Raw genomic sequence first — 13,386 nt, 5'->3', positions numbered from 1 at the left:
GACCCACATGGATGTGGGAAGTGTGATTGTTCGTCGGGAACGAACATGGCCGATTGAGCATGCTCGTCGATTTATCCAGCGCTTCCCTAAAGTGCGTGTGGGCTAAAGAGAAAGCGTATTGGACATAGGTCGAGATCGCTCGACGAGATATCTTTTAATATATTGATAATACAGTTTATTAATGCTGTTTATGGGAAAAATGAAAGGCGTTGAGTGGTGAATGAATGGGGCGGGTCGTAGCGTGAAGCGGTGTTCACTCTTCGCTTCGTGAGGTTAATCATCATGCTATCCCGTTCGGATAACAAACGTCTTTCCATCGCCATTGTCGGCGGCGGCATCGGTGGCGTGGCGCTGGCTGTCGGTCTGTCCCGAGACCCTGGGTTGGAGGTACACCTGTTCGAGGCCGTTCAGCAGTTCTCCGAGATTGGTGCCGGTGTTTCCTTCGGCCCCAATGCGGTACGCAGTATCTGCCTGCTGGGCCTGGAAGACGCTTATCGCAGTATTGCTGACTCGACCCCACCGCCTAGCGAGGATGTCTGGTTCGAGTGGAGGCGCTGGCATGATGATGAATACTTGAGCGCTTCGCTGGCGCCCGGGTGTGGGCAGTCTTCCGTGCATCGGGCCGATTTTCTCGATGCCATTGTGCAGCATCTGCCGCAGGGCACGGCTCACTTCGGCAAGCGTTGTATCACCATCGAGCAGGATGATGATGGCGTCACCCTGCATTTCGAGGATGGCAGTGACTTTCATTGCGATGCTCTGATCGGTTTCGATGGCATCAAGTCAGCTGTTCGCGAGCATGTCCTGCCTGCCTCGCAATATGGCGATCTGGGTCCACAGTGGAGCGGTACCTATGCCTATCGGGGCATGATCGACAGCGATACCTTGGCGTCTGCCATGCAGGCCAAGGGGGCCGATTCCCGCTTGGCCGTGGTGCCGCAGATGTATCTTGGCCCTGATCGCCACATCCTGACCTTCCCGGTGAAGCATTCCTCCCTGATCAATGTGGTGGCGTTCATTACTGACCGTTCGACGCCGAATCCCCGGTTGCCGGAAGGAGAAGCGTGGGTCACTGGTGTGAGCCAGGAGCAGATGCTGGCTGACTTCGAAGGTTGGGGGCCGGCTTCACAGGCGATTCTTGAAGGCATTCCACAGCCGACGCGCTGGGCCCTGCATGACTTGCCGCAACTGCCTCATTACTGCCGTCATCGGGTGTTGCTGGCTGGTGATGCTGCACATGCCATGTTGCCGCATCAGGGTTCAGGGGCCGGTCAGGCATTGGAAGATGCCGTCGTGCTGGCTGAGCTGCTGACGGATGCTGATTGTGATCGAGAGCCGAATGTGGTGCAGCGTAAGGCCGGTGATGTCTATGAATATGCCGGGCAGGACACTGGCCGAGATGAACACAGGATCAAGTCCGATCTGGAATCCCGTTTTGATTGGATCTGGCAGCACGATCCTCTCGATGATGTCGCCCACGCAAAAGGGCAACTTGGTTGGTGCTAGGCAGGCATATCCATAGGGCAGGGCATGATGAATACAACTAAAGTCGTTTAACACCTGCTTCGATCATCGGGTAACGTTTGTAGCATTTATACCAACAAGAACATTTGTTCGATATGCGAACCCCGAGGCCCCGCCGATGAAACGTACCTTGACCCGTTGCCTGCTGGTGGCTTCCATTGCCGGCCTGACCATCACCGCTGCTCAAGCGGCGACCACTTTGCGCATGGCTCACTTCTGGCCGGGCGCATCCGGAGTCAATCAGGACATCTTCGAAGCCTGGGCCAAGACCATCGAGGAAGAGTCCGGTGGCGAGCTGCGGGTGCAGATGTTCCCTTCCGGCACCCTGGCCAAGCCAGATGCCATCTACGACGCGGCATCCAAGGGAATTGCGGACATCGGCGCGACGGCCCAGGGCTATACGGCGGGGCGTTTCCCTCTATCGCAGATTGTCGAACTGCCCGGTGTCGCGAGCAGTGCCAGCCAGGGTGCCTGCGTGCTGCAGAGCCTGTATGACGATGGCTATCTGGACGATGAATATGCCGATACCCATCCGTTGTTCATGTTCACCACCGGCCCAGGCGGGATACATACCATCGATACCGATGTCCAGAAACCTTCCGACCTGGAAGGCCTGCGCATTCGCCGCCCGACCGCAGTGGCCGGGGATATCCTCGAAAACATGGGCGCGAGCCCGGTGGGCATGCCGGCGCCGGATATCTACACCGCCATGCAACGTGGCGTGATCGATGGACTGAGTTTCCCCTGGGAAGGCCTGAAAGGCTTCCGCATCAATGAGCTGGTCAACTATCACACCGAGGTGCCGTTCTATACGCTGATCTTCGTTGCCACCATGAATCAGCGCGTCTATGACAGCCTGAGCGAAGAACAGAAGGCGGTGATCGACGCCAACTCCGGCATGAAGTGGGCAGAAAAGGCCGGTGGCGTCTTCGATCAGCTGGATGTGGAAGGCAAGCAGGAAGCCGAGGACGCTGGTCATACCATTCGTGAGGTGAAAAATCCGCTGCAGGATCCGGATTGGCAGAAGCCGCTGCAGGATGGCATTGACGGCTATCTCGCTGAGTTGGAAGAACGTGGCATCGATAACGCTCACGATGTTTACCAGGCAGCGCTGGATGCCAGCGAAGCCTGTTCTGTCACACAAGAAACGGTCACACAAGAAACGGCCCCACAAGCGACGGCCACACAAGAGTAATCACCATGCAGACCTTTCTGGAACGGGCCAGCCATTGGCTGGCCCTGTCGTGTCGGCTGGTGGCTGGCGTGGCCCTGGTGGCCCTGCTGGCGGTGACGATCGCCGATGTCAGCACGCGTTATCTGTATCGACTGACCGAAGGCACCATTGCCTTGCGCGTGAGCGGCAGCGTCGAGCTGGTCAGCTACCTGATGCTGTATGCCTTGCTGGCGGCCATGGCGGCCAATGTGGAAAAGAGCCAAGTGGTGGTGGAAGTGTTCTCCCACGGTTTGCCCGACAGGCTCAAGCATCGCCTGCATGGCGTCTATCTGCTGGGCTTTGCTGCCCTGGGGGCGATTCTGTTCTTCGGCCTGCTCGAATCGGCCATGGCGGCTACCCAGCATGGTGAAATTACCCAGGACCTGCGTTTGCCGATGGGGCCCATCTATCTGGTCGCCGCGCTGCTCAGCCTGCTGCTGGGAGTGCGCAGCCTGCTCCACGCTTTGCTGGGCATGCTGTTCGCTGCCGAGGTGGAGGTGTCGCATGGGGATTGAGCTCGGTATTGAGATGAGCAGCGAGATGATCGGCGCCATTGGCCTTGGATGCCTGCTTCTGTTGATGGCCCTGCGTGTGCCGGTGGCGCTGACCATGTTGCTGGTCGGGGTGGTCGGCTTTGCTCAGATAGTCGGCTGGGGTGCGGCCATCGCTCAGCTCAAGACCGTACCGGTAGAGGTACTGTCCAACTACAGCTTCAGCGCCGTGCCCATGTTCATCCTGATGGGCGTGCTGGCCGCGCATTCGGGCATGGCCGGCAAGCTGTTCCATTCCACCCGGGTGATCTGCGGTGGCTGGAAGGGCGGGCTGGCGATTGCCTCGGTCGGCTCCTGCGGCATCTTCTCGGCGATTTCCGGCTCGTCCCTGGCCACCGCCAGTACCATGACCCGTGTCGCCCTGCCGGAGATGGAGCGCTACGGCTATCACCGTGGTCTGGCGACCGGCACGCTGGCGGCGGGTGGCACCCTGGGGATCATGATTCCGCCTTCCATCGCCTTGCTGATCTACGCCATTCTCACCGAGCAATCCGTCGGTGACATGTTCATGGCCGGTTTGATTCCAGGGCTGATGGGGTTGGTGATGTATGCCCTGACGGTCAGCGTGGTGATGCGCCTGAAACCATCGCTGGCAGTGGCGGGCGAGCCGACGGCGTGGAGCGAGAAGTTCCGTTCCCTGGGTGGGCTGGTGCCATTCTTTGCCGTATTTCTGGTGATGATTCTGGGCATTTACCAGGGCGTATTCACGCCTACGGAAGGCGCCAGTGTCGGGGCCTTTGCCACACTGTTGTATGCCCTGGCCAAGGGTATGCGCATGGCCGGGCTATGGCAGAGCGTGCAGGAAACCTTGGCCCTGTCGGCGGTGGTGTTCTTCATGCTGGTGGGGGCCGAGACGCTGGGCTATTTCATCTCGGTGTCGCGGATTTCCTTCTCGATCAGCGACCTGCTCTATGCCGCCGAGCTGTCACCGATGCTGGTGGTGCTGTGCATCCTGTTGCTGTACTTCCTGCTCGGCATGTTCATGGATTCCATCGCCATGCTGGTGATCACGGTGCCGGTGGTGTACCCGATCATCCAGTTCCTGGGCATCGATCCGGTGTGGTTCGGCATCATCACCGTGCTGACCGTGGAGCTGGGCCTGATCACCCCGCCAGTGGGCATGAACGTGTTCGTGATCAAGGCCATGGCCCCGCATGTTGGCCTGGGTGAGATCTTCCGCGGTGTAGCACCGTTCATTGTCTCGGATTTCATCCGCCTGGCACTGCTGATTCTCTTCCCCGTATTGACCACGTTCCTGTTGTTATAGCGGTGTCGGTATAACGACATCGCTATAACGGCGACCGGTTTAATGACAACCGGTCGGACTGCTGCAGGTTTGGCGACAACAGGCCTGGTATCCGTACATCAATGCGCGCTCTCCTCCTGACCTAGCCGAAAGGCCCGGGGAGAGTGCCCGGTGAGTCGCTTGAAGAAGCGCGTGAAGTAAGCGGGTTCAGAGAAACCGAGCGAGTCGGAAACCTGGCTGACGGTCATGTTGGTGTAGGTGAGCTGGCGCTTGGCTTCGAGCAGCAGGCGTTCATGCAGCATTTGCAGGGCGCTGCGGTTGGCCAGGCGTCGGCATAGGGTATTGAGGTGAGCGCTGGTCAGGCTCAGCTCGCTGGCCAGGGTCTCGATACTGGGCTGCTGGCGATACTGCGCTTCAATCAACGCCTGGAACCTGGCCAGATGTTCACGTCCTTTGCTGTCGGCCCGAAGTCCATGGGAGCGTGCACTGGGTGCATCGTGTCCGAGCCGCGACAGCATCACCAGCAATGCCAGCACCAGTGATTCCAGCAGGCTGGTACGTCCCGTTGCCGGGTGGCGATATTCCTCCGCGATATGATCGACCAGCTGCATGACGCGCTGGGCAGTGTTGTCTCCTTCCAGACGCAGGTAATCGGCACGTTCCAGGACCTTGGCCTGCCGCTCAAGGACATGTACGAAGCGTTCCGCCAGAGGACGGGCGAGGGTGATGATGTGGCCCTGGATATCCTCGGCGAAGCGAAAGCCATGGATGGTCATGGCCGGGACCACGATGACCAACGGGCCATTGGCCGTATGAGCGGTACCTTCCAGCTCCAGCGTCACACTGCCGCTGGCAACATGCAGGATGTGGAACAGGTCGGCATGGCGGTGGGGACGGATATGCCAATTGTGCAACTGGCTGCGCTCGGGAATGGATTCGCAATGCAGCAAGTCAGGTGTAGGCCAGGGCCGCGTTTCACCATATAGCTTGAAAACCGGAACAGCGCTGTCATCGGCGAGAGCATTGTCGGCAAGCGCGTCGTCAGCAAGCGCAGTATGAGGAGTCATTGCCATGATGGTTTCTCAGTGTTCGACGAAGGTCTAGCGCGAATATGCGAAATGTCCAAGTAATGCTGCCAATCATGCCTTAAGAAAGGATGGGTTTCATTGAAAAATGCAACTTATCACAAGAACGCGATTGCACAAGAGACAGCCCCATGACGCCCCATTCCTCAACGCCCTCACGCCACAAGACTCAAGTCGCCATCATTGGCGCCGGTCCTTCCGGCCTGCTGCTTGGCCAACTGCTGCAGCGCCAGGGTATCGATAACATCATTGTGGAACGCAAGAGCGGCGAATACGTGTTGAGCCGCATTCGTGCCGGTGTGCTGGAGCAGGGCATGGTCGACCTGCTGCACGAAGCGGGCGTAGCAGAGCGCATGGAGGCCGAAGGGCTGCCTCACTCAGGGGTCGAACTGGCCTTCGACAATCGCCGGGTGCGGGTGGATCTGGAGACACTGACGGGAGGCAAGACGGTCATGGTCTATGGCCAGACCGAAGTCACCCGGGACCTGATGGAAGCGCGCGATACCAGCGGCGGCACGACCATCTACGAAGCCGACGATGTACAGCCCCACGACCTGGAAACGGAGTCGCCCTACATCACCTACGAAAAGGATGGTGAGCGCTATCGCATCGACTGCGATTATGTTGCCGGCTGTGACGGCTTCCATGGTGTTTCGCGCCGCTCGATTCCCGAGCATCGCATCAAGACCTTCGAACGTGTGTATCCCTTCGGCTGGCTAGGGTTGCTGGCGGATACCCCGCCGGTGTCCGAGGAACTGATCTATGCGCGGCATGAGCGCGGCTTTGCCCTGTGCAGCATGCGCTCTACCCATCGCAGCCGCTATTACCTTCAGGTGTCACTGGATGAGAAAGTGGAGGACTGGTCAGACGAGCGCTTCTGGGAGGAACTCAAGCGTCGTTTGCCGCAGGACACAGCCCGCGACCTGGTCACGGGGCCTGCGCTGGAGAAGAGCATCGCTCCGCTGCGCAGCTTTGTGGTCGAGCCCATGCAATACGGCCGCCTGTTCCTGGTCGGCGATGCAGCGCATATCGTGCCGCCCACCGGAGCCAAGGGGCTGAATCTCGCCGCCAGTGACGTCAATACGCTCTATCGCCTGCTGTGCAAGGTGTATCAGGAAGGTCGTACCGACCTGATCGAGCGCTACTCCGAGACCTGTCTGCGGCGCATCTGGAAGGCCGAGCGCTTCTCCTGGTGGATGACATCCATGCTGCATACCTTCTCTGACGAAGATGATTTCAATACACGCATGCAGCAGGCTGAGCTGGACTACGTAAGCCGTTCCACCGCTGGCCTTACCACCTTCGCTGAAAACTACGTTGGCCTGCCCTATGAGTCGTTGGAGTGAGAAGCGCTGGAATGAGAAGCGCTGGAGTGAGGCGTGCTGGCCTGCTTGGGAGCGCGCCTCTTGGTGACGGCCAGGGCAATGCCCGCCAGGGTGATCAACGCAGCACCGGCCCAGGTTTCAGGGCGCGGCACATCATCGAAGAACACGTAGCCGAATAGCGCCGCCCACACAATCTGCAGATAGAGGAAAGGCGAAGCCAGCGAGGCCGGGGCATAACGCATGGCCAGAATCAGAGCCAGTTGGCTGGCTGCACCGAAGATGCCTACCGCAGCGAACAAGGGGAAGTGGCGTAACTCGATGCTCGACCAGAACGCCGGTACCACGGCGCTGCTGACCAGTGCCCCGGCCAGTCCCGCATAGAACAGTGACGTCAGTGGATGATCTTCACGACCGAACTTGCGCGTGCTCAGCTGGTACAGGGCGAAGCACAGGGTCATGCCGAAGGGCAGCAGAATGGCCGGCTGGGAACGCCAGTCGATCGGTCCGACGCAGATCACCACGCCAGCGAAGCCCAGCAGAATGGCCAGCATCTGCAGGGTATTGACCCTTTCCTTGAGCAGCGGAATGGCCAGCAGTGTCACCAGCAGCGGTGAGCTGAAGTTGACCACATAGACCTGCAGCAATGGCAGTGTGCGAAAGGCCAGGTAAGCGAAGGTGCTGGCGCCAAGCAACAACAGCCCTCGGGTGAACTGGCCGCTCAGCGAAGTCGTCTTCAGCATGGCACTGCCACGGCGCTTGCCCAGCCAGATGAAATAGGCGCTCAGTACCAGCATGTGGCCGAGATAGCGCGCCCACACCACCTGCACGGGAGAGTAGTCCTGTGCCAGCGCCTTGACGCTGGAATCGAGCATGGTGAACAGCAGCCCCGCCGCCAGCATATAGGCAATGCCCTTCAGCGGACGGTCGTACTTTGTCTCCAGGTTCTGCGCTTCCAAGTTCTGGGCTTCCAGGCCCTTGGTATCCAGGCCCGGTTCCGGCGGATTGGCATCGGCAGTGGATGGGGGCACGGAGGGGGATCGGGACGCCATGGTGGACCACGCAGAAGTGAAGGGGAGCGAAAAAGGCAACGGCCGCGCGCTGACCGAGGAAAGGTCAGCGCATCTTTAGGATGCTAATTGGAAGCACGTTTTCAATCCACCTTTGAAGCTCACTTCATGGGCGGCTTGAAGACTTGAGCTTTGGCGACTCGGCAACCGCTTGCTTGGCGGTGATCATCTGGCGTTGCCAGGGCTTGTGCAGCACCAGGTAGGTGACAGCGCCGATCACTACTCCCCAGAAGGCAGAGCCCAGGCCAGCAAAAGACATTCCCGAAGCGGTGGCCAGGAAGGTCAACAGTGAGGCTTCACGATGATCCTCGGCATTGACGGCGCCCATCAGATTGTTGCCGATGGCGCCAACCAGCGCCAGGCCGGCAAGCACGGCGATGAACGTCGCCGGCAGGGCAGTGAACAGCAGTACGATGGTACCGGCCAGGCAACCACCGATCAGATAGAAGACGCCATTGGCGACGCCAGCCATATAGCGCTTGTCGGGGTTCTCGTGGGCATCCTTGCTGGTGCAAAGGGCCGCGGTGATCGAGGCCAGCACAATGGTGATGCCTCCGAAGAAGGCTACCAGCACAGACAGAATACCGGTGCCGACCAGGATCGGGCGGGCCGGAGTGTTGTAGCCGGAGGTGTGCAGAATGGTCATGCCGGGCATGAACTGTCCGCTCAGGCTGACCAGTACCAGAGGCAAGGCCAGGCTCAATGTCGATGACCAGCTCCATTCCGGGGTGATGAACTGCGGTATGGCCAGCGACAGGCTCACGCCTTCCAGGCTGGCATCCTCGAAGACAACGGCCAGGGCTACGCCCACAGCCAGCAACAGCACCAGACAGTAACGCGGAAACAGGCGCTTGAGCACCAGGTAGGCCGCGATCATGCCAAAGGCCAGCGCTGGCGAGACCTCAACCGCATGGAAGATGCCGACCCCGAACTGGAACAGGATACCGGCCATCATGGCGCTGGCGATGCCCCGCGGAATGACCGCGAGTAGCCGGTCGAAATAGCCGCTGATGCCAATCGCGAACAGGATGACAGCAGCGCTGATGTAGGCACCTACCGCCTCATTCAGCGTGATCCCCGGAAACAGCGTGATCAACAGCGCGGTTCCAGGAGCCGACCATGCCGTGACCACGGGAACCTTGAGCCACAGGCTGAGCAGAATGCCGGATATGCCCGCGCCAATGGAAACCGCCCATACCCAGGAGGTCAGCATGGCATTGGACACATCGGCACTGTTGGCGGCCTGGAAAAAGATGATCATCGGGCCGGAATAAGACACCAGCACCGCCAGAAATCCCGCCATCACGGTAGACAGGGATACGTCTCTGTACATCTGTTGTTTGTGCATCTTTTGTTTGTACACCTGTTGTCTGTAGACCTGTTGTTTGAGCTGTACGGCGGCTTGTTGATTGTCGCTTATGGTTCGTAGCTTATGGCTTGTAGCAAATAGCTCGTAACAAATAGCTCGTAACGAATAGCTCGTAACGAATGGTCCGTAACTTATGAGGCGTAGCGTATTGGGTGAAGAAAAATTGATAAATAGACCTGGAGTGGCAACACTGTTCAGTCTCATTGAACAGTGTTGAGGCATTCATGGACCGCTTCGATGCCATGCGGCTCTACGCCCGGGTCGTGGAACTCGGCAGCTTCACCCAGGCCGCCGAGCAACTGGCAATATCCAGGGCCTCGGCCAGCACCATCATTCGCCAGCTGGAAGCCCGCCTGGGCGTGCGCCTGTTGCAACGTACCACACGCCAGGTCAGCACCACCCTGGATGGTCAGTCCTATTATCAGCACTGTCGCGACATTCTGGCCCAGATCGAAGAAACCGAAAGTGCGCTGTCCCAGGTGGCGCACCAGCCGCATGGTCGGCTACGAGTCGATCTGCCGGCGTCCCTGGGGCGCTTGGTGGTCATGCCGGCGTTACCGGATTTTCACCAGCGCTTCCCGGACATTGTGCTTGAAATCGGTATTGGCGATCGCATGGTCGACCTGGTGCGTGAAGGCGTGGATTGTGTGGTGCGCATCGGTGTGCTGGAAGATTCCTCGCTGGTCGCCAGGCCCTTGGCAACCCTGGAGCAGGTAACCTGTGCCAGCGCGGAGTATCTGAATCTTCATGGTGTACCGACCGAACTTGCTGAACTGGAAGGCCATCGCTGCGTGGCCTATCAGTCGCCGACCACCGGACGGCCGGATCCACTGGCGTTTCGCGTTGCTGACAAGGAAGTGCCCTGGGATATGCCCGCCAATGTCGCTGTCAATCACGGCGAAGCCTACGTGGCCGCCTGTGAAGCGGGCTTTGGCATCATCCAGGTGCCGCGTTACCATGTCGAGCGGCAACTGCAGGCGGGGAGTCTGGTCGAGATCCTGCCGCAGTATCGTCTGACGCCTTTGCCCATGGCAGTGCTCTATCCGCACCATCGCCACCTGAGTCCACGCTTGCGAGTGTTCATCGATTGGCTGGTAGAGCTGTTCTCAGGCGAATTGTAAGCGATCTCTTACAATCAATTACGTTATTACTTACAAGATGTGAGTGATGTCTCCAGTGGGCGACTTTGTGTACTTGCTGTAATGTGCTCCATTCGGGAAATGCTGAATCAATCAGTGTGCACGCTCAGCGCAACACAACACTGCAATTGAGCCATGTAAATATATGCTGCGTTGCCCTTGCTAGTGGCATGAAAAAACATCGCGGCACGAAGAAAAACATAGCGGCATCGAGGAAAACGCAATCATGTTCACGGATGACACCGGTGATTTACTGGCCCGTATCCTGTCGGGGCCGCTATCGCAGCACGAACGCCTGCTGACCCTGAAGCTCGGCGGCACGGATCTGATCCCGCATCGTCTGGTCGGTGAAGAGCGCCTGTCGCGACCGTTTTCCTACACTCTCGATTGCATTTCCCAGCGCGGCGATATCGAACTCAAGAGCCTGATCGCGCAACCCGCTGAATTGGGCATCCGCCAGGCCGATGGCCAGTACCGCCCGCTGTCCGGGCTGGTGGAGTCGGCTGCCATGCTCGGTGAGGATGGCGGTGTATTTTATTATCAATTGACCCTGGTACCGTGGCTGGCGATGCTCCAGCTGGGCCGCGACAGCCGCATCTTCCAGGACAAGAACGTCGTCGAGATTCTCGAGGCGGTGTTCGAGCCTCACACGACGGCCATGGGCGGAAATACCGCGCGCTGGCGCTTTGATCTGCGCCGCGAGTATCCCGTTCGCTCCTTCGAAGTGCAGTATCGCGAATCGGATTTCCATTTCATCAGTCGACTCATGGAGCAAGAAGGCATTTGGTGGTATGCGGAACATGCCGGTGAAGATGATGATTCCGATGGCCATCGCATCGTGTTCACCGATGACCCCGCAACCTGTTCCGCGGTTGCGCCGCAGACCATCCGCTTCCATCGCCAGGATGCCACGGAGACAGAAGACACCATCACTCAATGGAGTGGTCGGCGCCGCCAGCAACCCAAGCGTGTCAGCGTTGGTACCTTCGACTACAAGCAGCCACGGCTGGAGAAGCGAACGGGTCTGGACACCATTCGTGACCAGGGCAACCTGCCGGATATCGAAGTCTACGACTATCCCGGCGAGTACCATTATCACGACTATCCACGTGGCGAGCGCCTGACTGTCAATCGCATGGAAGCCCTGGAATCCCAGGCCAAGCGGTTTCACGGGGCTGGCGGGGTTCGCCAGCTACAGGCCGGCCAGTGGTTCGAACTCAGCCAGCATGCTCGCCACGAGCAGGGTAACGAGAGCGAACGCCAGTTCCTGGTGCTCGGCCTGACCATTCATGCCGAAAATGCGCTGCCGGTATCGGTGCATCTCAATACCCTGCCGGGCAGCCTGCAGAAACAGATAGACGAGGCACGCAAGGCGTATGGCTTAGCTCTTGAAGATAAGCAAGATGACAGCCTGTACCGTGACGACTACCAGCAGGCCGGTACCGGTCATTACCTGGTTGATTTCGAATCTCAGCGCCTCAGTCAGCCGTACCGTTCTTCTCTCGATCATCCGCGCCCGGTGCTGAGCGGCTTGCAGACGGCCATCGTTGTCGGTCCGGAAAACGAAGAGATCCATACCGATCACCTCAACCGGGTGAAGGTGCAGTTCCACTGGGACCGCCAGGGCCAGCGCAATGACCATTCCAGTTGCTGGCTGCGCGTGTCCGAGCCTAATGCCGGGGCCGGTTGGGGCGGCGTGTTCGTGCCGCGTATCGACCAGGAAGTGACCGTCAGCTTTCTCGAGGGCGATCCCTCGCGGCCACTCATCACTGGCCGGGTGTACAACGGCGACCAGACCCCCGAATGGCACAGCAACGGCCTGCTGTCCGGCTTCAAGACCAAGACCTACCGGGGCGGTAAGTTCAACGAACTGGTGTTCGACGACGCCACCGATCAGGAGCGGGTGCGGCTCAATTCCGAGTATGACAAGAGCCAGCTCAACCTTGGCTATCTGATTCACCAGAACGGCAATACCCGCGGTGCTTTCCGCGGCACCGGCTTCGAACTGCGTTCCGATGCCTATGGTGCCATCCGCGCCAATCAGGGCCTGCTGTTGACCAGTTGGGGCCAACTCGGCGCTTCTGGCGACCAGCTTGAACTGACGCAGGCCACCGAGCAGCTTTCGAGCGCGCATCGCCTGGCTGACGCCTTGAGTGAAAGCGCCACCCAGCACAATGCCGACGCTCTCGAGTCGCGTACCAATCTCAAGCAGGCCAGTGACGACTCCCAGGGGGCTTATGGAAGTGCCGATACAGGCAGCGCCGATGCTGCCGCGGATCAGGACCAGTCCACCGCCCGTGGCGCCAGTCAGGCTGGACGCGGCGAGGCCGCGCATCTCAAGGCGCCTTGGCTGCACCTGAGCTCACCGGCAGGGATTGCCGCCAGCACGCCGGAATCGACCCATCTGGCCCAGGGCAAGTCATTGAGCGTGACCAGCGGTGATGACATCAACCTGGCCGCAGGCAAGAGCCTGATCGGCGCCATCTCCGACAGGATTTCCCTGTTTGTGCAGCGTGCTGGCATCAAGCTGTTCGCCGCCAAGGGCAAGGTCGATATCCAGGCCCAAAGCGACGAAATGGCGCTGACCGCCGAGAAGGACGTCAAGATCACCTCGACCGAGAGCAAGGTGCGCATCGAAGCCGCCGAGGAAATCCTGCTCACCAGCGGTGGCGGGTATATCCGTATCAAGGGCGGCGATATCGAAGTGCATTGCCCAGGCAAGGTCGATATCAAAGGCGCACAGCAAGCCTTTTCCGGCCCGCAGGGCATGGACGGTGCCATACCGGAGCTGCCGGAAGGCGGCTGCGAAACGCAACTGACAGGCGCCGACCAGCAGCGTAGCGGCGCTGCACCGTTAGGGGGTTAAG

Annotated in this window: 10 protein-coding genes; 7 read left to right on the top strand and 3 right to left on the bottom strand. The window is 59.5% G+C overall.

The features are described from left to right. Positions 1–282: 282 nt before the first annotated feature. From salA to E4T21_RS16520, 4 genes are all read left to right on the top strand, one after another. Positions 283–1,506: a salicylate 1-monooxygenase gene (salA, locus tag E4T21_RS16535; RefSeq protein ID WP_149286092.1), complete on the top strand. Its 1,224-nt coding sequence runs from the start codon at positions 283–285 to the stop codon at positions 1,504–1,506. A 136-nt stretch (positions 1,507–1,642) separates the two neighbouring features. Next, on the top strand, positions 1,643–2,719 hold the full coding sequence (locus E4T21_RS16530; RefSeq protein ID WP_149286091.1) for a TRAP transporter substrate-binding protein: 1,077 nt from the start codon (positions 1,643–1,645) through the stop codon (positions 2,717–2,719). A 5-nt stretch (positions 2,720–2,724) separates the two neighbouring features. Continuing rightward, entirely contained in the window at positions 2,725–3,252 is a 528-nt protein-coding gene (locus E4T21_RS16525; protein ID WP_149286090.1) for a TRAP transporter small permease, read from the top strand. Between the two features lie 13 nt (positions 3,253–3,265). Next, on the top strand, positions 3,266–4,555 hold the full coding sequence (locus tag E4T21_RS16520) for a TRAP transporter large permease (RefSeq protein WP_149287283.1): 1,290 nt from the start codon (positions 3,266–3,268) through the stop codon (positions 4,553–4,555). A gap of 98 nt (positions 4,556–4,653) precedes the next feature. Here the strand turns inward: E4T21_RS16520 and E4T21_RS16515 are convergent, their stop codons facing one another. Beyond that, complete coding sequence (locus tag E4T21_RS16515) at positions 4,654–5,607, bottom strand: helix-turn-helix domain-containing protein (protein WP_338036102.1); 954 nt, start codon at positions 5,605–5,607, stop codon at positions 4,654–4,656. Positions 5,608–5,750: 143 nt separating this feature from the next. Here E4T21_RS16515 and pobA point away from each other — a divergent pair, with 143 nt between their 5' ends. Continuing rightward, on the top strand, positions 5,751–6,965 hold the full coding sequence (pobA, locus tag E4T21_RS16510; protein WP_149286089.1) for a 4-hydroxybenzoate 3-monooxygenase: 1,215 nt from the start codon (positions 5,751–5,753) through the stop codon (positions 6,963–6,965). Here pobA and E4T21_RS16505 read toward each other — a convergent pair. Continuing rightward, positions 6,947–7,993, bottom strand: coding sequence for a DMT family transporter (locus E4T21_RS16505; protein ID WP_149286088.1), 1,047 nt, complete (start codon positions 7,991–7,993; stop codon positions 6,947–6,949). The genes pobA and E4T21_RS16505 overlap by 19 nt on opposite strands. 124 nt (positions 7,994–8,117) lie before the next feature. After that, positions 8,118–9,359, bottom strand: a complete 1,242-nt coding sequence (locus E4T21_RS16500) for a benzoate/H(+) symporter BenE family transporter (RefSeq protein ID WP_240349188.1) — start codon at positions 9,357–9,359, stop codon at positions 8,118–8,120. Between the two features lie 245 nt (positions 9,360–9,604). On the opposite strand from E4T21_RS16500, the gene E4T21_RS16495 reads away from it, so the two are divergent. Then, positions 9,605–10,501 carry a LysR family transcriptional regulator gene (locus E4T21_RS16495; protein WP_149286087.1) on the top strand — a complete coding sequence of 299 codons (897 nt, stop codon included), beginning with the start codon at positions 9,605–9,607 and terminating at the stop codon, positions 10,499–10,501. Positions 10,502–10,745: 244 nt separating this feature from the next. Next, on the top strand, positions 10,746–13,385 hold the full coding sequence (locus E4T21_RS16490; protein WP_149286086.1) for a type VI secretion system Vgr family protein: 2,640 nt from the start codon (positions 10,746–10,748) through the stop codon (positions 13,383–13,385). Position 13,386 lies beyond the last annotated feature (1 nt).

It is taken from the genome of Halomonas binhaiensis, from assembly GCF_008329985.2.
Classification (GTDB): domain Bacteria; phylum Pseudomonadota; class Gammaproteobacteria; order Pseudomonadales; family Halomonadaceae; genus Halomonas; species Halomonas binhaiensis.
Note: the sequence above shows the minus strand (reverse complement) of the source record. Positions and strands in the feature narration are given on the sequence as shown.